The 25,321-nt window shown below is 73.2% G+C and carries 25 protein-coding genes; 13 read left to right on the forward strand and 12 right to left on the reverse strand.

The genetic code is table 11. From position 1 onward, the window contains the following. Positions 1-10: 10 nt before the first annotated feature. From WMF24_RS14585 to WMF24_RS14610, 6 genes are all read left to right on the forward strand, one after another. A complete protein-coding gene (locus WMF24_RS14585) occupies positions 11-1,507 on the forward strand; it encodes a sigma-54-dependent transcriptional regulator (RefSeq protein ID WP_437737004.1) in 1,497 nt (498 codons plus the stop codon). Positions 1,508-1,566: 59 nt separating this feature from the next. Further along, positions 1,567-2,952, forward strand: coding sequence for a TolC family protein (locus WMF24_RS14590; RefSeq protein ID WP_437737005.1), 1,386 nt, complete (start codon positions 1,567-1,569; stop codon positions 2,950-2,952). A 147-nt stretch (positions 2,953-3,099) separates the two neighbouring features. Further along, positions 3,100-3,852, forward strand: coding sequence for a cytochrome c biogenesis protein CcsA (ccsA, locus tag WMF24_RS14595; protein WP_437737006.1), 753 nt, complete (start codon positions 3,100-3,102; stop codon positions 3,850-3,852). Positions 3,853-3,856: 4 nt separating this feature from the next. After that, complete coding sequence (locus tag WMF24_RS14600) at positions 3,857-4,135, forward strand: CcmD family protein (RefSeq protein WP_437737007.1); 279 nt, start codon at positions 3,857-3,859, stop codon at positions 4,133-4,135. Then, the gene (locus WMF24_RS14605) at positions 4,135-4,278 is read left to right on the forward strand and encodes a hypothetical protein (protein ID WP_433936012.1); all 144 of its coding nucleotides are present in this window, start codon (positions 4,135-4,137) and stop codon (positions 4,276-4,278) included. Before WMF24_RS14600 ends, WMF24_RS14605 begins: the two co-directional genes overlap by 1 nt. 78 nt (positions 4,279-4,356) lie before the next feature. After that, positions 4,357-5,496: an acyl-CoA dehydrogenase family protein gene (locus tag WMF24_RS14610; protein WP_437737008.1), complete on the forward strand. Its 1,140-nt coding sequence runs from the start codon at positions 4,357-4,359 to the stop codon at positions 5,494-5,496. A gap of 41 nt (positions 5,497-5,537) precedes the next feature. On the opposite strand, the gene WMF24_RS14615 is transcribed toward WMF24_RS14610, so the two are convergent. Both WMF24_RS14615 and WMF24_RS14620 read right to left on the reverse strand, forming a co-directional pair. After that, complete coding sequence (locus WMF24_RS14615; RefSeq protein ID WP_437737009.1) at positions 5,538-6,503, reverse strand: FHA domain-containing protein; 966 nt, start codon at positions 6,501-6,503, stop codon at positions 5,538-5,540. Between the two features lie 277 nt (positions 6,504-6,780). Continuing rightward, the gene (locus WMF24_RS14620) at positions 6,781-6,930 is read right to left on the reverse strand and encodes a hypothetical protein (protein WP_155799138.1); all 150 of its coding nucleotides are present in this window, start codon (positions 6,928-6,930) and stop codon (positions 6,781-6,783) included. 391 nt (positions 6,931-7,321) lie between these two features. Here WMF24_RS14620 and WMF24_RS14625 point away from each other — a divergent pair, with 391 nt between their 5' ends. Then, complete coding sequence (locus tag WMF24_RS14625; RefSeq protein WP_437737010.1) at positions 7,322-8,530, forward strand: protein phosphatase 2C domain-containing protein; 1,209 nt, start codon at positions 7,322-7,324, stop codon at positions 8,528-8,530. 14 nt (positions 8,531-8,544) lie between these two features. Next, positions 8,545-9,219 (forward strand): pseudouridine synthase, encoded by a 675-nt coding sequence (locus WMF24_RS14630; RefSeq protein WP_437737011.1) that lies wholly within the window; start codon positions 8,545-8,547, stop codon positions 9,217-9,219. Between the two features lie 158 nt (positions 9,220-9,377). Here WMF24_RS14630 and WMF24_RS14635 read toward each other — a convergent pair whose 3' ends face one another. From WMF24_RS14635 to argJ, 6 genes are all read right to left on the reverse strand, one after another. Further along, positions 9,378-10,487, reverse strand: a complete 1,110-nt coding sequence (locus WMF24_RS14635) for a dipeptide epimerase (protein ID WP_437737012.1) — start codon at positions 10,485-10,487, stop codon at positions 9,378-9,380. 28 nt (positions 10,488-10,515) lie between these two features. Continuing rightward, the gene (locus tag WMF24_RS14640; protein ID WP_437737013.1) at positions 10,516-11,241 is read right to left on the reverse strand and encodes a TlpA family protein disulfide reductase; all 726 of its coding nucleotides are present in this window, start codon (positions 11,239-11,241) and stop codon (positions 10,516-10,518) included. 19 nt (positions 11,242-11,260) lie between these two features. Continuing rightward, positions 11,261-11,728 (reverse strand): 3-hydroxyacyl-ACP dehydratase FabZ, encoded by a 468-nt coding sequence (gene fabZ, locus WMF24_RS14645; RefSeq protein WP_437737014.1) that lies wholly within the window; start codon positions 11,726-11,728, stop codon positions 11,261-11,263. Between the two features lie 38 nt (positions 11,729-11,766). Next, positions 11,767-12,363 (reverse strand): OmpH family outer membrane protein, encoded by a 597-nt coding sequence (locus WMF24_RS14650; protein WP_437737015.1) that lies wholly within the window; start codon positions 12,361-12,363, stop codon positions 11,767-11,769. A gap of 176 nt (positions 12,364-12,539) precedes the next feature. Beyond that, positions 12,540-13,433, reverse strand: a complete 894-nt coding sequence (locus WMF24_RS14655) for a hypothetical protein (protein ID WP_437737016.1) — start codon at positions 13,431-13,433, stop codon at positions 12,540-12,542. Between the two features lie 340 nt (positions 13,434-13,773). Then, the gene (gene argJ, locus WMF24_RS14660; protein ID WP_437737017.1) at positions 13,774-14,949 is read right to left on the reverse strand and encodes a bifunctional glutamate N-acetyltransferase/amino-acid acetyltransferase ArgJ; all 1,176 of its coding nucleotides are present in this window, start codon (positions 14,947-14,949) and stop codon (positions 13,774-13,776) included. 119 nt (positions 14,950-15,068) lie between these two features. On the opposite strand from argJ, the gene WMF24_RS14665 reads away from it, so the two are divergent. The 3 genes from WMF24_RS14665 to WMF24_RS14675 all read left to right on the forward strand — a co-directional run bounded on the left by WMF24_RS14665 (position 15,069) and on the right by WMF24_RS14675 (position 19,189). After that, on the forward strand, positions 15,069-16,685 hold the full coding sequence (locus tag WMF24_RS14665; protein ID WP_437737018.1) for a hypothetical protein: 1,617 nt from the start codon (positions 15,069-15,071) through the stop codon (positions 16,683-16,685). A 9-nt stretch (positions 16,686-16,694) separates the two neighbouring features. Then, positions 16,695-17,558: a hypothetical protein gene (locus WMF24_RS14670; protein ID WP_437737019.1), complete on the forward strand. Its 864-nt coding sequence runs from the start codon at positions 16,695-16,697 to the stop codon at positions 17,556-17,558. A 170-nt stretch (positions 17,559-17,728) separates the two neighbouring features. Continuing rightward, entirely contained in the window at positions 17,729-19,189 is a 1,461-nt protein-coding gene (locus tag WMF24_RS14675) for a serine/threonine-protein kinase (protein ID WP_437737020.1), read from the forward strand. A 401-nt stretch (positions 19,190-19,590) separates the two neighbouring features. Here the strand turns inward: WMF24_RS14675 and WMF24_RS14680 are convergent, their stop codons facing one another. Together WMF24_RS14680 and WMF24_RS14685 are read right to left on the reverse strand one after the other, a co-directional pair. Beyond that, the gene (locus tag WMF24_RS14680; protein ID WP_437737021.1) at positions 19,591-20,412 is read right to left on the reverse strand and encodes a fumarylacetoacetate hydrolase family protein; all 822 of its coding nucleotides are present in this window, start codon (positions 20,410-20,412) and stop codon (positions 19,591-19,593) included. Positions 20,413-20,525: 113 nt separating this feature from the next. Further along, positions 20,526-21,092, reverse strand: coding sequence for a class I SAM-dependent methyltransferase (locus WMF24_RS14685; RefSeq protein ID WP_437737022.1), 567 nt, complete (start codon positions 21,090-21,092; stop codon positions 20,526-20,528). 155 nt (positions 21,093-21,247) lie between these two features. Here WMF24_RS14685 and WMF24_RS14690 point away from each other — a divergent pair, with 155 nt between their 5' ends. Next, complete coding sequence (locus tag WMF24_RS14690) at positions 21,248-21,919, forward strand: DUF2293 domain-containing protein (protein ID WP_437738807.1); 672 nt, start codon at positions 21,248-21,250, stop codon at positions 21,917-21,919. A 48-nt stretch (positions 21,920-21,967) separates the two neighbouring features. Here WMF24_RS14690 and WMF24_RS14695 read toward each other — a convergent pair whose 3' ends face one another. Further along, complete coding sequence (locus WMF24_RS14695) at positions 21,968-22,567, reverse strand: HAD family hydrolase (protein ID WP_437737023.1); 600 nt, start codon at positions 22,565-22,567, stop codon at positions 21,968-21,970. Positions 22,568-22,862: 295 nt separating this feature from the next. Here WMF24_RS14695 and WMF24_RS14700 point away from each other — a divergent pair, with 295 nt between their 5' ends. Then, positions 22,863-24,110 carry a vWA domain-containing protein gene (locus WMF24_RS14700; RefSeq protein ID WP_437737024.1) on the forward strand — a complete coding sequence of 416 codons (1,248 nt, stop codon included), beginning with the start codon at positions 22,863-22,865 and terminating at the stop codon, positions 24,108-24,110. Between the two features lie 87 nt (positions 24,111-24,197). On the opposite strand, the gene WMF24_RS14705 is transcribed toward WMF24_RS14700, so the two are convergent. Next, positions 24,198-25,253, reverse strand: a complete 1,056-nt coding sequence (locus WMF24_RS14705) for an LNS2 domain-containing protein (protein ID WP_437737025.1) — start codon at positions 25,251-25,253, stop codon at positions 24,198-24,200. Positions 25,254-25,321 lie beyond the last annotated feature (68 nt).

Here is a 25,321-nt window from a genome sequence, read left to right on the forward strand (position 1 = left end):
GCTTCACCTCGTGAACGCCGCCGCTCGCGCCCGCATCCTCCTGGTCGACGACGAGCCGGCCCAGCGCCGCGGCCTGGCGCGCGCGCTCGTGCGCGACTTCGACGTCCTGACGGCGGAGGACGGCCCGGCCGCGCTCGGGCTGCTCGCGACGACCCGCGTCGAGGCCGTGCTGCTCGACCTCGCCATGCCGCGCATGAGCGGCGCCGAGGTGCTCGAGCACATCAAGGCGAAATACCCCGACGTCGAGGCCGTCGTGATGGCCGGCCACAGCGAGGTCGAGGCGGCGGTCGCGGCCGTGCGCGCCGGGGCGTACGCGTTCGTGATGAAGCCCGTCGATCCGGAGGCGGCGGCCTCGATCGTGATCGAGCGCGCGATCGAGCGCCGGCGGCTCGTCGCCCGCGCCAGGGCGCTCGAGGAGCGCGTCGGCGAGCACGAGCAGCTCGGCGAGGTGATCACGAGCTCGGCCGCGATGCAGGAGGCGTACCGGAAGGCGCTCGGCGTGGCGGCGCTGGCGGCGCCCCTCCTGCTGGTCGGCGAGCGCGGGACGGGCAGGGAGCTCGTTGCGCGCGCCGTCCACCGGCGCGGGCCGCGCGCCGGAGGGCGCTTCGTCGCCGTCGATTGCGGCGCGCTCCCCGGGCCGCGCGCCGAGGAGGAGCTCTTCGGCGGCGATCGCGAGGCCGCGCCGGACGGGCGCGCCGGCGCGGGCCTGGTCGAGGCGGCGGACGGCGGCACGCTCTTCCTCGACGAGGTCTCGGCGCTGTCGCTGGCGGCCCAGGCCAGGCTGCTCCGGGTCCTCGAGCACGGCGACGTCGCGAGGGCAGGCGGCGAGCCGCGGCGCGTCGACGTCCGGGTCATCGCGTCGACGTCCGCCGACCTGCGGGAGCGCGCCGCCGCCGGCCAGCTCCACGAGGATCTCCTCTACCGCCTCGGCGTCATCGTCGTCGAGCTGCCGCCGCTCCGGCGGCGCCGCGAGGACATCGCGCTGCTCGCGAGCCATTACCTGAACCGGTACGCGCGCGCGCACGGCCGGGACGTCGCGCGGATCGGCTCCGAGGCGGCGCGCCTGCTGCGCGAACACGCCTGGCCGGGCAACGCCCGCGAGCTCGAGAGCGCGATCGAGCACGCCGTGATCTCCGCGCGCGGCGAGGCGATCCTGCCCGCGGACCTCCCGCGCTCGGTGTCCGGGCGCGCGGGGCCGGAGCAGCGCCCCCCTCGAGACGCCCTCGTCCTGCCGGCGCAGCTCTGCGAGCTCCCGTACGCGGAGGCCAAGGAGCGCGCCGTCGACGCGTTCGATCGGATCTACGTCCGGCGCCTGCTGCAGCGCGCGGGCAACAATCTGAGCGAAGCGGCGCGGCAGGCGGGCATGGATCGCTCGAATTTCCGCCGGCTCAAGAAGAAGATCGCGTCGAGGGGCGACGAGGACCCGTCGCGGGAAGCACGGGAAGCGCGGGAGGCGCAAGAAGCGCGGGAGGCCGCGGAAGGGCCGGACGCGGACGACGCGGACTGATGGCGCCGCGCGCCCCGCGGCGCAAGCGCGCGGCCGGCTCGTGCTACGTTGCGCCGAAAATGGCCCGACGCGCTGCACGAGGTGCTCTTGTCGCCGCCGCCGTCTCCCTCGCGGTCCGGCTCGCCCCGTCCCCCGCTGCCGCTGCCGACGAGGCGCCCCGGCGGCAAGCGGCGGTCGTCCACGATCTCCCTCGCGTCCTGGCGCTCGCCGACCGCAATCACCCGAACGTGGCCGCCGCCCGCGCGAAGCTGAACCAGGTCCGCGCGCAGCTCGACGAGGCCCACTACGCCCCGTTCTCGCAGTTCAAGCTGACCGGGGGCGTCGCGCTCGCGCCCACGGTCCGCGGCAACAACGTCTTCAGCCCCAACACCGACGTCTCGCTCACCTCGAGCCTCGGCGTGGCCTGGCGCGGGAACATCGACGGCGTCGTGCCGCTCTGGACCTTCGGCAAGATCACGAGCCTCTGGGACGCCGCCGAGGCGAACGTCCGCGTGAACCAGGCGAACGTGGAGAAGGAGCGCGACGCGGTGCGGCTCGACGTCCGCAAGGCTTACTTCGGCCTCCAGCTCGCGCGCGACTCGCGGGCCCTGCTCACGGACGTGCGGCGCGAGATGGACAAGGCGCTCCAGCGCCTGGAGGAGCAGGTCGAGCGCGACGAGGGCGATCCCATCGAGCTCCTCAAGCTCCAGACCTTCGGGGCCGAGCTCGAGGCGCGCGGCGCGGAGGTCGACAAGTACATCGCCGTCGCGCTGGCCGGCCTGCGCTTCTACACGGGCGTCCCGGACCTCGACATCCCCGACGTCCCGATCCGCCCGCCGAAGCACCGGCTCGGGCACGTCAGCCGCTACCTCACCGCGGCGCGCCTGTACCGGCCCGAGCTCGCGCAGGCGCGCGCCGGCCTCGACGCGCGGACGGCGCAGGTGCGGCTCGCGCGCGCGCAGCTCTTCCCCGACATCGGCCTCGGCCTCCAGGCCGGGGTGAGCGCCGCGCCCGAGGTCGCCGATCAGCTCAACCCGTTCACCAGCGACCCGGGCAACTACTTCCACTACGGCGCCGCGCTCGTGCTGCAATGGAAGCTCGATCTGCTCCCGCAATCGGCCCGCATCCGCTTCGCCGAGGCGCAGCTCGAGGAGATGGCCGCGACGCAGCGCCTCGCCATGGGCGGCGTCGCCACCGAGGTCGAGACCGCCTACGCCGAGGTCGTCGAGGCCCAGCGGCGCCTCGACGCCTACACCAAGGCGGCCAGGTACGGCAAACGGTGGCTCGTGATGGTGCAGCAGGGGATCGACGTCGGGACCATGGCCGAGAAGGACCTCATCGATCCAGCCAAGGCGTACGCCACCAACCGCTTCAATCAGCTCAACGCGACGATGGATCTCGACATGGCGATGTCGCGCCTCGCGAAGGCGACCGGCTGGGATGTGATCGCGCCCGACGGCACCTGAGCCATGAGACCGGACGCGCTGAGCCAGGGGGGCCGCCCTCGCTTCCTCCGGCCGGCCTCCGCGCGTCACCGCGGCTTGAACGCGGCCGTCCTTGGCACTACCGTGCGGCCCAGCATGGGAGCTGACGACCGGCAGGACGCACACAGAATGGCCCTGGCAGCGAACGGGGACGCGGCGCGTCCCAGCGCGCGCGGCAGCTCCGGCGCCTCCAGCGTCGCGTTCTCGGTGCTGCTCGCCGCGTCGGCCGCCGCCATCATCGGCACCCTCCATTTCGTCGCCTACGTCGTGCCGACGGAGGCCTCGATGGGGATCGTGCAGAAGATCTTCTACTTCCACGCTCCCGCCGGGTACGCGATGTACCTCGGCGCGACCGCCTGCTTCATCGGCTCCGCCGGCTACCTCGCGCGCGGCACTCAGTGGTGGGACTCGCTGGCGAAGTCCGGCGCGCAGGTCGCCGTGGCGATGGGCCTGATCGTCCTCATCACCGGCCCGCTGTGGGCCGCGAAGGCCTGGGGCGTGTACTGGACGTGGGATCCGCGCCTGACCACCTCGCTGCTCAGCGTCCTTATCTACATCGCCTATGTCGTGCTCCGCGCCTTCACCGGCGACAGCCACGCCGAGCGCAAGTTCGCCGCGGCCCTGGGCGTGCTCGGCGCGGCCAACCTGCCGATCATCCATTATTCGGTGAAGATGTGGGGCGGTAACCACCCCACGGTCATCACCGGCAAAGGCGGCGGCCTCGGGCACCCTGACATGAAGTTGGCGCTCGGCTTCGGCTTCCTCTCGTTCACGCTGCTCTCCCTCGCGCTCCTGTGGGCGCGCCTCCGCGTCGATCTCGCGTCCGCGCGGCTCGCGGAGCTCGAGCAGGAGGCCCTCGAAGCCGGCATCGGAGAGGACTGAGAACGTGAATTCCCTTCATTCCTTGTTCGCTCACGCGGCCCTGCAGCAACCGACGGGCACCACAACGGACGACCGAGCGCAGGCGTTTCGCCCCGTGCAGGGGGGGAACGAGATGCAGAGCGGGGAGAAGCTGCTCGTCGAGGCGTACGCCGCGATCTGGCTCATCATCTTCGCGATGATCTTCCTCTCCTGGCGCCGGCAGAAGCAGATCGACCGGCGCATCGACGCGCTCGAGGCCGCCGTGCGGCGGGCGCGGGCCGGCTCGGGCCAGGGGACGACCTGATGCCGAACCTCGGGGAGATGACCCCGCAGCACGCGCTCTACATCCCGGTGGTGCTGATGCTGGGGCTGATCATCGGCTACATCTTGGGCAGCCGCGCCGTGCGCGCCGAGCTCGAGCGACGTAGGCGCAGGATGAAGGAGTGACGGGGGCGCGAGCCCTCGTCCCGCGTTGCCGGCGGGCGCGGCGAGCGCCGCGCCCGTCCCACTAGCCGGAGGTCCCAGGTGGTCGATTTCTCTCTGAGCGAAGAGCACAAGGCTCTCATCGATACGGCGCGCCGCTTCACGAAGGAGCGCATCACCCCGATCGCGGCCGAGTGCGATCAGAAATCGTACTTCCCGATGGACGTCTTCGTGGAGGGCTGGAACCTCGGCCTCGTCAACCCGACGTGTCCGGCCGAGTACGGCGGCCCGGGGATGGGCGAGTTCGAGAACGCCCTGCTCGCCGAGGAGCTCTCGTACGGGTGCACCGGGATCCAGACGAGCTTCCTCGCGAACGGCCTCGCGCTCACGCCCATCAAGCTCGCGGGGAGCGAGGAGCAGAAGAAGAAGTACCTCGGCATGCTCACCGCCGAGCCGGTCATGGCGAGCTACTGCACGAGCGAGCCGGACGCGGGCAGCGACGTCGCCGGCCTCAAGACCCGCTTCACGAAGCACGGCGACGACTACGTGCTGAACGGGCAGAAGTGCTGGATCACGAACGCGAGCTTCGCGCGCTTCTACGTGATCTTCGCGACCTCGAACCCGGAGCTCCGGCACAAGGGCATCGCGGCGTTCATCGTCGATCGCGACACGCCCGGCCTCCGCGTCGGCAAGAAGGAGGACAAGCTCGGCCAGCGGGCGAGCGACACCGCCCAGGTGTTCCTCGAGGACGTGAAGGTGCCGAAGCAGAACCTCCTCGCCGCGGAGGGGCAGGGCTTCAAGCTCGCGATGGAGACGTTCAACCAGACCCGCCCCGACATCGGCGCGGCCGCCACGGGCCTGATGCGGCGCTGCCTCGACGAGTGCGTCGCCTACGCCAAGGAGCGAAAGACGTTCGGCCAGCCGATCGGCAACCACCAGCTCATCCAGTGGATGCTCGCGGAGATGGCGATCCGCGTGGAGGGCACGCGCCTGCTCTACCAGAAGGCCGCGTGGAACCTCGACAACGGGGTGCGCGACCCGATCGTCTCGAGCTTCGCGAAGGCCTACGGCGCCGACAGCGCGATGCAGACCGCCGTCGACGCCGTCCAGGTGTTCGGCGGCAACGGCTACGTGAAGGAGTACCCCGTCGAGAAGATGATGCGCGACGCGAAGGTCCTCCAGATCTACGAGGGCACGAGCCAGATCCAGCGCATCGTCATCGCGCGCCAGCTCCTGTCGTAGGGCACAGCTCGCCCTCGCGAGAGGGCCGCCTCACGTCCGCCTCACGTCTGGGGGTGCCAGATCAGCGTCAGCTCTGGGCCCAGCGTGAGGGCCAGGCCCTCGGCGGGGATCATCACGCGGCGGACCTTCTGGCCCGCGTACCTCGTCCCGTTCGTCGAGCAGAGATCGAGCGCCATGACGTCCTTGCCGTCGCGCAGGAGCAAGAGGTGCGTGCGCGAGATGTGCGTGCTCAGGACGGCGCGCAGCCCGCGGTCCAGGCAGTTGTCGGCGCGCCCGAGCAGCACGCCGTCGTCGAGCGCCTGCTCGGGCAGCTCGACCGCGGCGCTGCGCTCGCTCGACTGCAGCGTGAGCCGCACGTACCCCGTCTTCGCCCGCGGCGCGACCATCTCCTCGATGTGCGAGACGGGGCGCACCGACGTGATGTGCGAGATCTCTCCGCGCGCGAAGCGGTGGCTCGTCGTGATGCCCTCGGTCGGCGCCGGGGGCGCGGCGCCCTCGACGGCGGGCTTCTCCGAGACGCTCTCGAGGCCGCGCGGCGGCTCGCTCATGCCGCACGAGCTCACCTGCAGCACCCGCGACGAGGCCCGCGGGCCGACCGGGATGCCGCCGACCACGTGCTTGCCGATGCGCACGAGCAGCGGGCCGCTGACCACGATCGAGCGCCGCGGCACGTCGTCGTCGACGAAGAACGGGATCGAGGTCTGGAGGTCCATGAGCCGCAGGCCGAAGCCGCCGTCGCCGAGGTTGCAGCAGGTGGCGACCAGGTGGCGCACGCACACGTCGTCGCCCGACGCGAACTTCATGTCGCAGCGCGGGTGCGAGCCGAACACGGCGTACGCGCCGGTGTTCGCAGGCAGATCCAGCCACGCGACGTCCCCGCCCGACACGCGGAAGAGGCGGTATCCCTCGACCATGGGCGACTCGGGCGGGTTCAGCGCCATCACCGCCTCGGCGGTGGACAGGGCGCGCCGCATCGTCGCGACGTCGATCCGCGGTTCTACGCTCATCGAGCGCTCCAGCTTCTGCGCGACGTCGCGCCCGAGAGCGCTCGCTGCGCCGGTCGCGACGGCCGCGTCAGCCCGCCGAGCTCGGGCGTGAACCGCGGGATCGCTGCGCGGGCCTGCGGTGAATCCGCGGCAGGAAGGGGCGTGGTGGAGAGCAGACAGCAGCAAGGCCTCATCGGTCGAGCCGAATCCTACCGGAATTTTTTGTCTGGGGCTCTTTCGCTGACGCCTCGAATCTGCTGCGTGGCTCGGGCTCCGGTCGAGACGACGGCTGTCCGGCTCAGCTCACGCCGACGCTGACCTCCGCAACGAGCTCGCCGCCCCAGCGCCAGAAGGCCACCGAGCGGCTGAACAGGAGGATGACCTCCAGCCCGAGCCCGCCGCCGAATTCGAGCCGAAAGCGCCCGGCATCCACTTCGATGAGTTGCATGCCCCCCGAAGACGCGAGACTCGGGCCAACCGTGGATCCGTGCGCGTCGGACGCTGGTGTGTCCGCCGGGGGCACGGTCGCGCCGCGCGGGGCGGCATGGCGCGCCTTGCCCGCGCCGGCGTGTGCCCGGTAATGTCGCGCGGGAGCGCGCCGCCGCGCTCCGGGGCGGCAGGGCCCGCACGGCCTGGGGGGCGGGGCGACCGAGGGCGAGCGAGCGCGGTGGTGGAGCCCAGCGAGCCCCAGGCGACCGCGGGCGGGCGAGCGCGGTGGCGGGCGAGCGCGGTGGCGGGCGAGCGCGGTGGCGGGCGAGCGTCGCGCGGTCGCGGGGGCGCGCGGTCGCCAGCCGCTGAGCGATTTTGACGCCGCCCGGGCGGTGTCTATCCTGGTCGCGGTGTCCCGGATCCTTCCGCGCTTCGACTACCGCATCGAGTTCGCCGCATCGACCGATGTTGGCCTCGTCCGCCCGAGCAACGAGGACCGGCTCCTCTGCTGCCCCGAGCTCGCCCTCTTCGCCATCGCGGACGGGATGGGAGGCCACGCCGCCGGCGAGGTCGCCGCCCAGATCGCGATCGACACGGTGCGCGACGAGGTGACCGGCCCGCCCGCGGCCGCGATCCTCGACGCGTACGTGGCCGACCCGAACATCGAAGCGCGCCGCGAGGTGTTCGCGCTGCTCCGCCGCGTGGCCGAGGCAGCGCACGGCGCCATCCTCGAGGCGCGCCGCAAGGAGCCGAGCTACCAGGGGATGGGCACGACGCTCGACTTCGTGGTGCTCGCGCACAGCCGGGCGTTCTTCGCCCACGCCGGTGACAGCCGCGCCTACCTGGTTCGCCCGACGACCACCGTCCAGCTCACCCAGGACCACGCCCTCTACGATACGCTCCGCGCGGCCGGCAGGACGACGCCGGCGAGGAAGCCGCACCGGAACCCGCTCGTGAACGCGATCGGGCTCGCGGGCACCGTCTCCGTCGACACCCTGTTCGTCGATCTCTCGCGCGGCGATCGCATCCTGCTCTGCACCGACGGCGTCCACAACGCGATCGACAGCGAGGCGTCACTGTCGCGCTTCTGCGCGAAGGGCGGCCCCGAGGACGTCGCGGCCGGCCTCCTCGCGCACGCGCGCGAGCGCGGCGGGCTCGACAACGCGAGCGTGATCGTCATCGACATCAAGGAGCGCTTCGTGAAGCGCGCGGACGACGCCGGGCCATCGTCGCGCGAGCTCTCGGTGCTCTCCGCGTGCCCGCTGCTCTCCGGCATGAGCCCCGCCGCGGTGCTCGGCGCGCTCGCCGCGGGCGTCGAGGTGGAGCTCGCCGCGGGCGACCGGATCCCGCGCGACGTCGCGAGCGATCTCGTCGCTTACCTGGTGCTCGACGGGGCGGTGGATCTGCCGGACGGCCGGCGGATCGGGTCGTCCGGCCTGCTCTTCCCCGAGTCGCTCGTGGGCGCGCGGCGCAAGGGCGATCTGCCCGTCGCGGCGACTCGGACGCGCCTCATCCGGATCCGCAAGGACGATTTCGCCGAGGTCTGCGAGCACGACGCCGAGCTCGCGGCCGCCCTGTACCAGCGGCTCGCGCGCTACCTCGCGCTCGGGACCGGCTGAGCGCGGCCCGCCTGATGCAGCTCCCCCTGCTCCACCTGGACGACCGCGTCGCGGCCTTCGCGAAGCCGTCCGGGCTGCTCGTGCACCGCGGCTGGGGCGACGCGCCGGTCGTGTTCGTCGATCTCGCCCAGCGCGCGCTGGGCCGGAAGGTGTTCCCGGTGCACCGCCTCGACAGGGCGACGAGCGGCGTGCTGCTCGTCGCGCTCGACGCCGCCGCCGCCGCCCTGCTCGGCGCGCAGTTCGAGCAGGGCCTCGCGCAGAAGCGCTACCTGGCCCTCGTCCGCGGCGTGCCCCCGGAGCGCGGGTGCATCGATCACCCGATCCCGCGGCGCGAGGGCGGCCCGCGCGTTCCGGCCGTCACCGAGTTCGAGCGCCTCCACGCGCTCGAGCGCTACGCCGTCGTCGAGGCGCGCCCGCGCACGGGCCGCCTGCACCAGGTGCGGCGGCACCTGAAGCACATCAGCCACCCGATCATCGGCGACGTGAACTATGGCAAGGGCGAGCACAACCGCCTCTTCCGCGAGCGCTACGCGCTGCACCGCCTCGCGCTCCACGCGGCCGAGCTCGCCGTCGCCCACCCCGAGACGGGCGCCCCGCTGCGCATCGCCGCGCCGCTGCCCGACGACCTGCGCGGCCCGTTCGACCAGCTCGGCGTGCCCGCGTGGATCGGCGCGGCGCCCGCGGCCTGAGGGCGCCCCGGGATCGAGGCCTACAGCAACGATCTCGTTGAGCGAGCGAGAAATAAACCGCCAAGGCGCCAAGGACGCCAAGATCTTGTCTCCTTCTTGGCGTCTTGGCGGTTCCAAGTTCTGCTCGTTTCAGGCGGGTTCAACCCGTTTGTTGCTCTCTAGCCAGCCTCCGGATCGCGGCGCTTCGGGACGGCGCCGTGGCCTGCGCCGATCCCGTCGAGCGAGAGCGCGGGCCCCGCCTGGGTGAAGCCGCCGTCGAAGGGGTTCTCGGCGAGGAACATCGGCGTGTCGAGATCGACGAACGAGAACCCGCCGAGGCCCGCGGCGAAGCACGCCGACGTCGTCATCGCGAGCACCGACTCGACCATCCCGCCGATCATGAGCCGCAGCCCCGACGCGCGGGCGACCGCCGCGATGTCGAGCGCCTCGGCGATGCCGCCCTTCATCAGCTTGATGTTGACGACCGTCGCCGCGCGCTCCGCCGCGATGCGGACGACGTCCTCGGCGCACGTGACGCTCTCGTCGGCCGCCACGTCGACGCCGGCGCGCCGCGTGACCTCCTTCATGCCCTCCCAGTCGTCGCGCGGCACCGGCTGCTCCAGGAGCGCGACGTCCGCGCCGAGCCGGCGCGCGTGCGCGACGAGCGCGAGCGCCTCGCCCGCCGTGAGCCCGCCGTTGCCGTCGAGGATCAGCGACGCGCGCGGCGCCGCCGCGAAGATCGCCTCGATGCGCGCCGGGTCCGACGCGGCGAGGCGGCCGCCGACCTTCACCTTGAGGACGCGGAAGCCCATGGCCGAGGCGCGCCGCGCGGCCTCCTCCGCGCGCTCCGGCGAGCCCGTGGTGATCGTGATGTCGGTCGCGAGCGCCGTCCCGGCGCCGCCGAAGAAGGCCCAGAGCGGCATGCCCGCGCGCCTCGTGAGCGCGTCGAGGATCGCCGTCTCGAGCGCGCAGCGCGCCGCGCCCGCGCCGCCGCGCATCGTGAGGGCGGCCGCGCGGAGCGCGCTCGCGATGGCGCGCCACGCGCGCGCGTCCGCGCCCACCGCGGCGCCGCGCAGCGAGAGGGCCGCGGCCCGCGACGCCTCCTGCGTCTCGCCGTTGAAGGCCGGCAGCGGCGCCGCCTCGCCGAAGCCGAGCGTCCCGTCGGCGAGCTCCACCGTGACGAGGAGGTTCGCCGCGCGCTCCTGCGCGCCGCCGGCGATGCCGAACGGCTCGTGCAGCGGGATGTCGAGCGCCTCCACCGAGACGCGCCGGATCAGGGTAGGGGACATGAGGGCAGCCGCCGCCTCCGCACGAGCCTCAGGGAGAGGGGCGGGCGCCGTCGCCCGGCCCGGGCGCCGCCCCGGCCGGGGGAGTCGCCGCCGCGGGAGGCGCCTCGGCCGGAGCGGGCCCCGCCGGAGGCGCCGCCTCGGCCGGAGGCGTCGCCGCCGCGGGAGGCGCCTCGGCCGGAGCAGGCCCCGCCTCGGCGAGCAGCGCCTCGATCTCCCGGGAGATCGTCTCCTCCTCGCCGTCCTCGTAGCCCGCGTGGACGTGGCGCACGACGCCCCTCCGGTCGACGACGTAGGCGGTCGGCATCCTCGGCGGGTTGTACCTCTTCACCGCGCTCTGGTCCTTGTCCCAGAGGATCCTGAACCTGACCTCGGCCTCGTTCGCGAACGCAACGAGCTGCTCCTTCGAGACGTCCTCCGGGGCGTCGAGCGCGACGGCGAGCACGGCGACGTCGGCGCCGAAGCGATCGACGATCTTCTGGTACGCGGGGAACGACTTCCGGCAGGGGTGGCAGTACGTCGCCCAGAAGTCGACGATCGCCACCTTGCCGCGCGCCTCGGCGAGCGTGGACGGCCCCTCGCCGCTCACGATCTCGGCCGCGATCTCGGGCGCCGCGGCGCCGATCAGGCCGCCGCCGACGACGGGCGCGGGCGCGGGAGGCGCGGCGCCGCCGCAGCCGGCCGCGGGCGCGAGGGCGAGCGAGGCGCACAGGACGGCGGCGATGCGGGAAAGAGGCGACGACGGGCTCCGGCTCATGGCGCGATCATCCTCCCTGTCAGGGCTCGCGGTCGACGATGGACGCGAGCATCTCCCCCTCGGCGCAGAGCGTTCCGTCGACGCTCGCCTCGCCGCGCAGCTTCCACACGTTCGAGCGGTGGTGCAGCACCTCGACGTAGAGATCGAGCCGGTCGCCGGGGGTCACCGTGTGGCGGAACTTCGCCTTGTCGATGCCGAGGAAGAACATGAGGTTCGACGTCGCGTCGAACGGGTCGGACGCGTAGGCGAGGATGCCGCCGAGCTGCGTGAGCGACTCCAGGATCAGCACCCCGGGCATGATCGGCCGCTGGGGGAAGTGCCCCTGGAACCAGGGCTCGTTGTAGGCGACGCACTTGTAGCCGCGGATGCTCTTGTTGGCGGTCACCTGCGTCACCCGGTCCACCATCACGAGCGGGTAACGGTGCGGCAGGATCGACAGGATCTGATGGATGTCGAGCGAGACGGGCTCTTGGGTTCGGTCAGGCAAGGCCGGCTCCTTTCACGGCGTGGCGCGCGCGCGGCGCGCTACTTCGGGGCGTCCTTGTTCTCGGCCTTGTCGCCGCCCGCGTCGTCCTCGCCCCCGCCTGTGTTGTAGAGCTGGATGATCTGCTCCGTGAGGTCGAGATCGGCGCGCACGTAGGGGGCCGCCTGCTTGTCGAGGATGACCTCGTAGCCCGACTTCTTCGCGATCCGGGCGACGATGATCATCATCTTCTTGATGATGGGCCCGGTGAGCTCGCCCTGCTTCTTCTGCAGCTCCTTGTTGTAGTCGACGAACACGGTCTGGAGCTCGACCATCTGGCGCTGCCAGTCCTCCATCCGCTTCTGCAGCGACTCGCGCGAGAGCACGCGCGACTGCTTCTCGATGTCCTCGCGCGCGCGCTGGAGCTCCGTCTGCTTCGCGTCGAGCTCCTGCTGCCGCCGGTCGAAGAGCTTCTTCAGGGTGGCCTGCGCGCGGATGCCGTCCTCGGTCTGCATCACGGCGTGCTGCACGTCGACGACGGCGATCCGGGTCTCGGCGGCGGCGACGCCCGGGGCGGCGAGGGCGAGCGACACGACGGCGGCGCGGGCGATCCGGGCGAGGAGCGGGGCGGGCCGATGCACGGGGGAGCGGGCGACCATCCGAGGCGATTACCCGCCACATGACGGACGGTCAAGGTGTGCGGGACAAGGACCGCAGAGGCGGAAGGTGAGGAGGGCGCCGCGGGTCGCCCGGCCGCGCCGCACCTCACCGCTTCTTCCACGGCGGGCGGCGCGGCGGGAGGGCGGCCCGCGCGGCCTCGGTCAGAGGCCGCGGATCAAAGGCACGCGCCGGAGATGCAGTCCTGGCCGTCGGGGCAGGGCTCGTCGAGGGAGCACTCCGGCGCGACCTCCTCCCGCGTCTTGCAGACGCCGTCATCGCAGCGGACGAAGCGGCTGTCGATGAGGCGGCATGCCTGCACGCTGGTGCACGGATAGTGGCAGTAGCCGTCCTCCATGCACTCCTGGCCCTGGGCCGCGCAGGTCGTGCCGCCACAGCCGGGCTGCGGCGAGGGGTCGGGCATGCACGCGCCGGTCACCGCGTTGCAGACCTCGCCGTCCGCGCAGTCCGCGTGCGTCGCGCAGCCGGTGGTGCACGCGCCGTCGACGCAGATCGCGCCGCCCTCGCACGGCGCCGCGTCGCCGCACTCGGGGTTCTCGGGGTCGGGGACGCAGACCCCGCGGTCGCAGCGCGTGCCGGGCTCGGCGCAGGGGACGCTGTCGGAGCAGCCCTCGGCGCACTCGCCGTTCACGCACACCCTGCCCGCGCCGCACTGGTAGCTGAACTCGCACGCCGCGATGCAGAGCCCATCGACGCAGCGCATGCCGTCGTCGCACGCGGCGTCGCCGTCGCAGGGGCACGTGGTGAGCTCCGCGTCGCAGGTGGGCTCGGCGCCGCCCTGGCCCGCGCCGCCTTGGCCTGCGCCGCCCTGGCCCGCGCCGCCCTGGCCCGCGCCGCCCTGGCCCGGGTTGGCCGGGCCCCCGCCAACGCCGCCGACGTCGGGCTCCGCCGGGTGACAGCCGTAGCCGTCGCAGATCATGCAGTTCTCGCCGTCGCTGTCGCACTGGAGCGTGGCGTCACCGCAGCCGCCGCAGCCCGCTGCTGTCGCGGCGAACCCAAGGAACAGCGCGCCTCGGCCCAGGATCTTCGCAAGGGGGGAATGAAGAAGCATCGAAGTCCTCCAGCGGCGGCCGGCACCGGCGCGGCCCTCCCGCACGACTACCATGCCGCGCGCTAACACGCAGCGTGCCACGGGCCTTCGGGGCGCGACGGCCGGGAAGCCGGACCGGCGCATCGCGCTGTGAACCTGCGTTCACCTGCGCTCGTCGCGCGAGGTTCACTGGCCCCGCGGCGCGCCCGGCGTGGGATGCGCAGCGTCAGGAAGCGTCAGGAGAAGAACAGCCGGCGTGCCAGCCCCGGAATGCGGCAGGCGGCTGCCAGGCGCGGCAGGGCGTCCGGTCAGGGCGAAGGCGCGCTCGACGCGGGCGGCCCGGCCGGCCGCCCCGCGACGATCACGAGCGGTAGCCGGCGTTCACGTCGACGTAGCCGTGCCCGAGATCGCTCGTGAGGTAGGAGAAGTCGCCGGGGCCGCTGCCGAGCACGAGCTCGATCACGTAGGTGTCGCGCGCGAGCACCTCGTTCGCCTGGCGCTCGGCCTCGGCCCCGATGGGCCCGCCGCTGCGCACGATCGGGATCCCGCCCACGAGGACCTGGGCCTGCGAGGGGTCGAACGGGACGCCGGCGCGCCCCGCGGCGGCGAGCAGCCTCCCCCAGTTCGCGTCCTTGCCGAACAGCGCGGTCTTCACGAGCATCGACGTCGCCACCGTGCGCGCCACGGCGCGCGCCGCCTCGCGCGTCGCGAGCCCGCGGACGCGGATCTCCGCGACGTGCGTGCTGCCCTCGCCGTCGGCGACCATCGAGCGCGCGAGCTCGCCGCAGACCTCGGTGAGGCCCGCCGAGAGCTCGTCGCGCGAGACGCGGCGCTGCGACGCGCCGGAGGACAGGAGGAGCACCGTGTCGTTGGTGCTCGTGTCCCCGTCGACGCTGCACGCGTTGAACGTCACGTCGCACGAGGCCGCAAGCGCCTGGCTCGCGTCGCCGAGGTCGACAACGGCGTCGGTGAACAGGAAGACGAGCATCGTCGCGTGCGGGGGCCCCACGTCGGGGTGGATCATGCCCGCGCCCTTGCCGATGCCGAGCAGCGTGGCGCCCGCGCCCAGCTTGCGCTGCGAGAGCTTCGGCCATCGGTCGGTCGTGCAGATCGCCTGGGCGAAGTCGTGGTACCCCTCCGGCGACAGGCGCGCCGCGAGCTCGGGGACCCGCTCGACGATCCGGTGCGCCGGCAGGACGGCGCCGATCACGCCGGTCGACGCGGGGAGGACCTCGTCCTCCGGGGCGCCGATGGCCTGGGCGATCGCGCGCGTCGTGTCGAGGGCCGCCTTCCAGCCGGCCTCGCCCGTGCAGGCGTTGGCGCATCCGCTGTTGGCGACGACGGCGCGGGCGCGCCCCGACCGGACGCGCTGCGTGGCGATCTCCACCGGCGCCGCGCGCACCACGTTCCTCGTGAACATGCCGGCCACCACGGCCGGCTGATCGGCCACCGCGAGCGCGACGTCGATGCGCCCGTCTTTCCGGATCCCGGCGCTGACGGCGCCGAAGCGAAACCCTGCAACTGGCTCAAAGCTCATGAGGGCGCGGAGTCTATGCACGAACCGGCGCCGGGAGAAAGCGGCAATGGGCCCGCCACGCCGGATGAGACGTCCGGAGGCGTCCGAGCTGAGCGTGGCATTTGCAATGCTTCTCTCCGATGAGCGCCGTCCGGATCGTCGACATCAAGGGCCTGTATCAGCCGGGCTTTCCGGACAGCTCGGCGCCGCCGGGGGAGACCCGGGCGGCTGGATACAACCCCGGCTACACGAGCCTCGACAACCAGGGTCGCGTCTACATCAACCGGGATCTCGACGGGCGGTGGGCAAGAAATACGCAGCTCATCGAGATCACCGTCGAGGTGACGAGCCCCGAGGGGGAGCTCCCGGAGGGCGCGCGGATCCGCTGGAGTACGCGCGATCCGGACGATCCGTTCAACGAGCGGCCGGAGGTGCACCCGGACTGGGCACCCACGCTCGACGAGAACGATCACGACATCGAGGGAAGCTACGTGGGGCCGGCGGGAGACGACAACGAGGGCACGCCGGCCAGGAGCCCAGGCTGGGAAGAGGTGGAGGGCCATGCGCTGCTCGACGCGACGGAGACGAGCGCGAGCACGGCGATCGAGGGGATGAGGAGCAAGATCCGGCGCCACATGACCGATATCGCCGGAGACAACCTGATCGTCCGCGCGGAGCTCGAGGCCGACGACCTCGAGGAGGCGTCCGGGGACGAGACGGGGATCATGACGCTCTGGCGCCGGATCGACGTCGAGTACATCCGGATGGAGAGCGCGCCGCCGCTGGCCGTCGAGCAGGTGCCGAAGCACTTCGAGCCGGTCTTCTCGCAGCTCGACTTCACCGAGGAGCGGGTGATCCAGGACCAGCAGCACCTCGCGCTCGACGGGGGCACGCTCGGAGAGGCGGCCTCCCGCTTCGTGGCCGAGGTCTTCTCCCACGCCGGGGAGCCGGGCTGGTTCTGCCTGATCGCCGCGCTCGAGCCGCACCCCGTGCCCCAGGCCCGGGGCGCGCTGCTGTTCACCGGGATGGTCACGATCCGGGACAGCGGCGAGGGAGAGCGACGCAGCGAATACGTCGAGATCCCGGGAGAGCACCCGGACGCGAGCCACGTCACGTTCCGCTGGGACGGTGAGGCGATGAGCTTCGCTGTCGGGATCGTCACCCTCCTTTCGGACCCGCCGCGGACGCGCCTGTGGCTCGAGCCGCACGACATCCAGAGCGAGTTCACCGCGGGCGACGGGTCCGTGGCGCACGCCTACAGGAGCCGCCTCTTCTTCTTCCCCCGCGCCCGCCGCAGGGGCGCGGCGTGGGAGCCGCCGGGCTACGGCATCCCGACGCGCGTCCAGGTCGACGTGCGGGGCCCGGGGGCCGCCTACGCCGCCGGCATGAGCCCAACGATCGACATCGGCCCGGCGAGGTACTTCGCCGGCAGGACCATCCTCTTCACCCATCACCGGGCGTGGTGGGACCCCGCGCTCGCAGAGCCCCGGCCCGGCTTCGAGCAAAGCACGCTCCACACGATCGTCCACGAGCTCACGCACGCCTTCGGGATGCCGCACAAATGCGGCTACTTCGATTACCGGACGCCGCGCCGGACCACGTGCTGCATGAACTATCGATCCCACTGGATGATCGACGCCGACCAGCAGCTCATCCCCGGGACGGCCGGTCGGGTCGGCGCCGATCTGTGCGGGCGCCACGTGAAGGAGACGCGGCGCGTGCGCCTGGAGGACAACAGGGGGCTTCGATGGAGATGAGGGGCTGTCATGTCGGATGACCTCGAGCGCGACGAAGCGACCCCGCCCGGCCCGCCCGGCCTGGCGCTGCGCTCGCTCGATCACGATCGCCGCTACGTGCTCGGCTTTCCGCTGCACGTGGCCATCACCGTGTGCGCCGATCGACCCGGGACCTGCATGCTACGGCTGCCGCGCCCGAGCTGGGCGGGCAACGCGGGCGCGATCGGCGTCCGCCTCGCGCGGGCGGACACCGGCGAGGAGGTCGTCAGGTTCGAGCCCTCGGCGATCGTGAGCCGTGAGCTCGGCACGCCAATGTTCTTCCTCGATCCGGGCGCGTGCCGGCGCATGCTCATCGACGTCTCGTCGTACCTGCCCGCGGGGATCGAGCCCGGGAGCTACACGCTGACGATCGTCTACGCGGCGCCGCCCGACCGGGTGGAGAGCCAGCCGGCGCCGATCGAGCTCGCGGCGCCGAGCCCTGAGGAGCAGCAAGAGCTCCGGCGACTCGCGCCCGAGCTCGCCCGCGCCGGCTCGTGGGGCCGCTGGACGAACCTGCCCCCGGACGGCGGCGCGCCGCTCTCGGGGCGCGTCGAGCCGGGCGATCCGCTGCGCTTCAACCGGATCCTGCGCGCCCTGATGTACGGGCCGGAGCCGCTCTGCGACGTGGATCCGGCCCTGCTCGACGCCCTCGACGGCGTCTACGCGCCGGAGGCGCACGCGCTCCGGGCCGAGCTCCACGCCGCGCGGGGCGACGCGGCGCGCCTGGCGGAGCAGGCGGAGATCATCCGGACGCGGTACCCGGGGCTCGCGTGGTGGATCGATCGGATCGAGGCGGGGCAGAGCGAGCTCGGCTTCATCCGGGCGTGCCGGGAGAGGCCGCGCGGCGGCGGGTGAACGGACGAGAACCGACGAGGACCGACGAGGGGCGCGGCGCGATGGGCGATCCTCCATCGACGACGCCGTGGACCATGACCGCCGCGCTGTCCCGATCCCGCCGCGCCGTGCCCCTTGACCGCGGCGCGCGGGGTTCCGAACATCCCCGAGGGGGGAGCGAAGGTTCGTTCATGATCGACGCGTCAACGCTGGGGAGGGAGCTCACGGGCCGGTACAGCGTGGAGGGGCTGCTCGGCGTGGGCTCGATGGGCGCCGTCTTCCGCGCGCGCCACCTCGCGCTCGCGCGGACCGTGGCGATCAAGGTGCTCACGGGGCACGCGGACCCGAACGCGGGGGAGCGGATGCTGCGCGAGGCGCGCATCTCGGCGCTCATCAAGTCGCCGCACGTCGTGAGCTGCTACGACTTCGGCTTCCTCTCGAACCGGTCGCCGTTCATGGTCATGGAGTACGTGGGCGGCCCGTCGCTCGCCGCGCGGCTCCAGGGCGGGCCGCTGCCGCTCGACGATCTGCGGCGCTACATGCTCCACGCGGCGCGCGGCATGGCCGCCGCGACGGAGCTCGGGGTCATGCACCGCGACCTCAAGCCGTCCAACATGCTGATCGCGCCGTCCGGGGAGCTGAAGGTCGCCGACTTCGGCCTCGCGCGCCTGACGGCCACGACCGGGCCCTCGGCCCTGCGCGAGCAGCCCCTCACGGCCATGGGGACCGTGCTCGGCACGCCGTACTACATGGCGCCCGAGCAGGCCTGGAGCCCGCAGGAGAGCGACACGCGGGCGGATGTTTACAGCTACGGTGCATCTTTTTACCACGCGGCCACGGGGCAGCGGCCGTTCGAGGAGCAGGAGCTGCTCCCGCTGCTGCTCGCGCACCGGCAGGACATCCCGGCCAGGCCGCGCGCGCTCCGGCCCGAGCTCGACGAGGACATCCAGGCCGTCCTGGAGCGCTGCCTGGCCAAGGACCCGAAGGATCGCTTCCAGTCGTTCGAGGAGATCGAGGCCGCGCTCGTGGGCGCGCAGAGCACGCGCTGGGGGGATCCGCACGACCTGACGCTCCGCACGTACCTGGAGCAGTACCAGCGCGTCCGCCCCGTGCTCCTCGCGGGCGGCCCTCCCGGGCCGGTGACCGCGTTCCAGTTCCACGGGGACCGGACGCTGGCGATCGTGCGCGCGAACATCGCGGCCGTGTCGGCCGACGCGCTCGTGAGCGCGGACGACGGGCAGCTCACCATGTCGGCCGGCGTGGCGTTCGCCCTCAACCACGGCAGCGGCGGCGTGTGCCACATGGAGACGCGCAAGTACGTGCCCGTGCGGCACGGCGGGGTGGTCGTCACGTCCGCCGGCCGGCTGAGCGCGCGGTTCGTGTTCCACGCGATCACGCTCGACTGGGACCACGTGGCGACCTACCGCCCGACGCGCGATCTCATCGTGCGGCTGCTCGAAGGGTGCTTCTACCACGCGGACACGATGAAGCTCCGGAGCATGGCGCTGCCGCTGCTCGGGGCGGGGCGGGCGGGCTTCTCACCCGCCGAGTGCCTCGACACCATGGTCGAGTTCCTCGTGAAGGCCATGCTCCTCGCCGGGACCGGGCTGTCGCACGTGACCATCGTGCTCCGGGACGGGGCGTCGCTCTGAGCTCTCGTCCGGCGCGGCGGAGGCGCGCGCCGTCGCGCCGGCGCCCGCGCCGAAGGCGAGGAGGGCCATGGGGTGCCACCTCCGGTAGCTCGCAGAAGACGTCATCGTGACCTCTCGGTATCTGCTGCGGCGCGCGCCGCGCCCCGTGACGGGGGCGCCGCGACGGCCAGAGCGATGGGATGGGGGATGTTGATGCGCTCGCCTGCGGGGCAATGCACAGGGCCTGCCACGCCGCGCCGCGGGCGCACAGGCTCGCTCGACCGGCAGATTCGTCCGTCGGATCGGGCCCTCCACGGCAGCGGGGCGGCGCCCGCGCGATGTCAGGACGCCGCAGGCGCGGGCCGGCGGGTGAGCCGATCAGGCATCACCGGGGCCACGAAGGTCCCGTCGAGCGCGGCGGCTCAGTGCGCGCTGCGGCCGTTGCCCTGCGCCTGCGTCGGCGCCTCGACGGAGACGCGCAGCGCGCCGATCCCCGGCGCCGCGGCCGCGGCGCCGCCGATGTCGATGACGAGCTCGTCGCCGGGCGCGAGCGGCCCCACGCCCTGGGGCGTCCCCGTCGCGATGACGTCGCCGGGCTCCAGGGTCATCACCCGGCTGATGTAGGCGACGAGCGCGGGCACGCCCCAGAGCATCTGCGCCGTCATCCCGTCCTGCCGCACCTGCGCGTTCACGACGGCGCGCACGCGGAGCGCCGCCGGATCGACCTCCGTCTCGATCCACGGCCCCACCGGGCAGAAGGTGTCGAACCCCTTGCCCCGCGTGAACTGCACGTCTTTCCGCTGCAGGTCCCGCGCCGTGATGTCGCCGATGCAGGTGTAACCGAACACGTGATCGAGCGCCTCCTCCGGCCGGACGGCCTTGCAGCGGCGGCCGATGACGACGCCGAGCTCGGCCTCGTGCTCGACCCGGTGGCTCTCCGGCGGGAGCACGATCGACTGGCCGGGACCGATGAGCGCCGAGGGCGGCTTGAGGAAGAGGAGCGGCTCGACCGGGATGTCGTTCCCGAGCTCCTGCGCGTGCGCCGCGTAGTTGCGGCCCACGCAGACGATCTTCGTGGGGATCACGGGGCAGACGAGGTCGACGTCGGTCCACGCCACCGCCTCGCCCGTTGTCTTGCCGCCGAGCCAGGGGGGCCCGTCGTAGACGAGCGCGGCCGCGCCTTCGAGGCGGGCGAAGAAGGCCGGACGATCCTGTTCCGGGGGCACGAGGCGGGCGATGCGCATGGCGCGAGAGCAAAGCGCGATCTCCGCGTCGCGGCAACCTGCGTTCGGCGCGCGCCGCCGCGCCTCCGCGCCGCGGGCGCCGTCACGCCCGAGGCGTTGTCACCCCGGCCGTGTCACCCCGGCCGTCGCGCCACGAGGCGCGCCTCGTGGCGCCCTTCCTCCAGCCACCCCTCGTCGTGGCGGACCACCTCGAGCGCGCCGCCGAGCAGCCCTGGGAGCTCGCCGTCCTCGAGGAGCCAGCGCGCGCTCGGGTGAGGGTGCCGCAGCAGGTTCGACCGCGTCGGATGCACGACGACGAGGTGGCCGCCCGGGGCGAGCTCCGCGGCGCAGGCCGCGAGCCGGCGCTCGAGGAAGTAGAAGATCAGGATCAGATCCCACGGCCCGCCCGGCAGCGGGTCGCGCTCCACGTCGAGCGCGACAGTGCGCAGCGCGAGCCCCTCCCGGGCCGCGGCGCTCCGCGCGACGCCGAGCCCGACCTCCGAGATGTCGGCCAGGGTGACGTCGAGCCCGCGCCGCGCCAGCCACAGGGCGTGCCGCCCCGCGCCGCCGGCCAGATCGAGCGCGCGCCCGCGCCGCGGCAGGAGCGGATCGAGCGCCGTGAGCACCGCCGAGGGCGCGCCCGGATCGGCGCCCCCGTCGCGGTAGCGAGCGTCCCACTTGATGCGATCGTCGTCCGACACACTTGCCTCCTGCTCACCCGGGCGCGCGCGGCGCCTCGCCCGACACCGGCGCGATGATGGCCAGGAACGGCGAGGGACGCACGCCGAGCGTGGGCCTCCCGCGCCGCCGGCTGGACGCGCAGCACGACCTGGCCTACCACGCCGGCCGCCCTGCCATGCCCGAGTGCCTGACCCTGGCCCCCACGCCGGATCCCCGCCGCTTCCGCGCGCCCGACGGCGCGCTCCTCTCGCCCCCCGAAGGCTGGGCGTGCCTCCCGCCGGGCGACGCCGGGCTCACGCGGCGGGTGAAGCTCGCGGGCCCGTCCTGGATGGTCGTCGAGAAGCGCGGGAACAAGACGTTCTCCCGCGGGCTGTGGGCGCCGGCGGCCACGATCGAGGCCGCCCGGGCGGCGCTCGACGCCGAGCGGAGCACGCCGGCCTACGCGCAGAAGCGGGAGGCGGACGCCCGGCGGCGGGAGCGCGATCAGGCGGAGTACGTGCGCGAGTTCGAGGCCGAGGTCGCCGCGTTCCTCCGGTTCTCGCCGCGCTACGCCGCGCTCTCGCGGGCGCTCGCGGCGAAGGTGACGCAGCACGCGACCCCCGTGGGCAGCGGCACCGTGGCCCGCACGGAGCGCATCCCTGTCGCGCAGCGCGCCGAGTCGGCCGTGATCGCCTGGATGCGGCACCAGACGACGGCCTACGACTCGATGAGCATCCCGCGCGTGAAGGGGATGCGCCGCGAGGTGCGGCGCGAGCTCGCGCAGATCTCGCGGGCCCTGCTGGACCTGCACCGCGTCGACGCGCCGCACGCGAGCGCGTCGTGCCCGCTCTGCGCGGCGGCGCCCTGACGCGGGCGGCGCCGGCCCCCGCGCCCTGGCGCGGCGCGGCCGGGCGCCTCAGCCGTCGAGCAGCCCCTCGCTGACGAGCCGGGCGCGCAGCCCCGCGGCGCCGTCGAAGCGGTGCGCGCGCATGCCGACGGCGACCGCCGCGTCGCAGTTCTCCGCGCGATCGTCGACGAACAGGCACGCGCCCGCGGCGACGCCGATGCGGCCCACGAGCCTGTCGAAGAACTCGCGCGCCGGCTTGCGCACGCGCAGGTGATGGCTCGAATAGACACCCTCGAACAGGGCGTCGAGCGCGAACGTCTCGCGCAGCTCCTCGACCCACACGGGGTAATTGCTCGCCACGAACCGCAGCGCGCGGCCCTCGAGCGCCTCGACGATCTCCCGCACGCCCGGCAAAAATCGATATCCAGCGCGCCGCACCCGGTTGAACGCCTCGATATCGAAGGAGACGCCCTCGGCGCCCTCACGGAAGAACCGGCGGACGAACTCGGCCTCGTCGATCTCGCCGATCTCGAACGCGGGCCAGCACGTCGGGTCGCGGTGCCTGGCGACCTCGGCAGGCGTGACGGCGCGGATCGCCGCGGCGAGCGCCTCGCGATAGGGGTCGTAGAGGACGGTGTCCATCAGATCGAAACAGACGGCGCGCACCATGCGCGGCGGAGCCTAGCACCCGCGCCGCGCGGTATAAGAACGCGGGTCACATGCGCACACAGCGCAACTTTCGTCCACACGGGTGAGTTGCGATGGTGGTGCTCTGTGACAACGTGTTATCGGCAGCGCATATGTGGAGCATTGGCCGGCTTTCTCGCATATACTCCGCCCTGGTCTGGTCATGAGGGTCCCGGCGCCACGAGCCGGCTTGGGGCCGACCCCCGGGAGCCTCACGCGTCGCGTTGCTTTCGCGCCAGCGCAGGGCGCTGGTGTGCGCTTGGAGAGGAGTCAGCACATGAGATTGCCCACGATGGCCATCGCTCTGTCGCTGGTCGCCGCGGTCGGCGCGGCGTGCAGCGTGAACCCGGGTGCCGAGGACGGCGCCGACGCCTCTCAGAACAGCGCCGGCGCCGGGGCCGCGAGCGGGAGCGGCAGCACGAGCGGGAGCACAAGCGGAAGTGGAAGTGGAACAGGAGGGGACTCCGACAGCGGTTTTGGTCAGGCAGGCAATCTGAACCCGGGCGGTAGCGCGAGCAGCACCGGCACCGGCGGCACGACGGGCGACGCGTGCGCAACGAAGACGTCCGAGGCCGGATTTCAACAGGTGTATCTCGCCTTCGCGTTCGACGTGTCGGCCAGCATGGGCGCGAACGACGTCGAGTGGCGCAGCAAGGCGCTCAAGTGGGATCCCGTCGTCGCCGCGACGAAGCAGTTCTTCCTGGATACCGCGTCGACGGGGTTCATGGCGTCGCTCACGTTCTTCCCGGGCCCGGGCGGGCGGCGGGAGATGTGCTCGAGCGAGGCGTACACGACCCCGGCTGTCCCGATGACGCTGCTGCCCTCTCCGGCCTTCGGCGAGGCGATCGATGCCGTCACGCCCCCGGACGACCGGAGCTGGCGCATCGGCACGCCGACGGCTTACGCGATGGATGGCATCCTCGAGTTCATCCAGGCGGAGCGGGAGCGGAACCCCGGGAAATACGCGATCGTGCTCGTGACCGACGGCTATCCGCAGGAGTGCCGCGACGCGACGGACTCGATCGAGGCCGTCGTGGAGCGCGTCGGCGCGGCGCTCGCCAGCGAGATCTCGACCTTCGTGATCGGGGTCGACAGCCCGCCGGGGGAGGGCTCGCCGCCGAGCCTCACCAACCTGCACCAGATCGCGGAGGCGGGCGGCACGGGGGAGGCGTTCATGCTCGACACCGGCAACGCGGCCGCGACGTCGGCCGCGTTCACGGAGGCCATCGAGGCGATCCGCGGCGCCGCCGTCTCGTGCACGATCCCGATCCCGCCGGCGCCCGACGGGAGGACGTTCGACAAGCAGAAGGTCGTCGTGACGTACACGAGCGCCGCGACGAGCGCCCCGACGAGCCTCGCCTACGACCAGGCCTGCACGACCGAGAACGCGTGGCGCTACGACGTGCCGCTGAACCCGACCGCCATCGTGCTCTGCAACGACACGTGCGCCGCGGTGCAGGCCCAGTTCGAGGTGTCCCTGGGCGTCGACTTCACCTGCGAGGATGTGATCGAGGTCCCGCTCTGAGCGGAGGCGCTCACCCGCCGGCGCGCCCTCGACGGGGCCCGCCGGCGCGCGCGTGAGGCGCCGCGCGGAGGTCGCCGCGCCCAGCGGTCAAGGAGGGCACGCGGCGGGCGGGGTGAAGAGCGTCGGGACGAGGCGTCGGTAGTCGTCGTGGCCGACCCCGCCGCGGAGGTCGCCGCCGAGCTTGTGATAATAGGACCGCGCGGGGGCGATGCCGGCGGCCGTGTAGGCCGCCACGTCGCTCGGCATGTTGCCGAATCCGAAGGCGGGAACGACGCCCGTGCGCGCCTTGAGCCACGCGAGCTCGACGGTCTTGTAAGCGGCCGCCGCCCGGCCGGCAGCGCCCGTGACGCCCACGGTCGTGTGGAGGATGCCCGGCGGGAAGCCCCGCTCGCTCAGCCAGACCCGTGTGCTGGCCACGAGCCACTCGGGGCGCGCGGTCACGTAGAAGAGGTACACCCCGCTGGCTGCCAGGGCGCGCATGGCCTCCGGGGCGCCGGGGTGCGCGGCCGGCGGGCCGCCGCCGAAGAGCTCGCCGGCCATCGCCACCTCGCTGGAGGTGAGCGTCCCGTCGACGTCCGTGACCGCCACCCGCGCGCCCGGAGGGAGGACCTCGATGAACAGATCCGCGCTCGTGCCGTCGCCGGCCACGACGAGGTGGAGGCGGTGTCGGCCGACCCCGAGGCGCCGCCCCGCGGTGAGATCGAGGTAGATGCGCCCGCCGGTGTCCCGGACCCCCTCGACGGTCGGGTGCAGGTGGTCGTCGTCGCTCGTCCGGAAGGCGCCGAGCCGCTCCCAGGCGCCGCTGCAGCCGCGGAGGAGATAGGCCTCGACGTCCTCGTCCTCGAGATCGTCGTCGAACGGCCCGTAAGCGAACTTGGCGATGGCCCACTGGGGCCCGTCGGCGCGCACGAACAGGTCGCGCCCGCGGTGGCGCGGCCACCCGCTCGCGACGAGGCGCGAGCGCGTGTGCCTGAACCCGCGCGGCAGGGCGAGCGGCGGCGGGGCGTCGCACGCTGGCCGGGCGGGGCAGGCGCCCGCTCGGGCCGGCGGCGCGGGGCTCTCGGCGACGGGAGGAGGAGCGCCGGCGCAGGCGACGAGCGACAGGGCCGCGAGGGCCAGCGATGCGGGCGGAGCGGAGCGCAAGGCGGGATCACCTATACCGCGGCGGCGGGCCGCGGCGCGCTCCCTCGGGCGGCGCGCGCCGGGGGCCC

The sequence above is a fragment of the Sorangium sp. So ce1335 genome, assembly GCF_051521615.1.
In the GTDB taxonomy this organism is placed as follows: Bacteria; Myxococcota_A; Polyangia; order Polyangiales; family Polyangiaceae; genus Sorangium.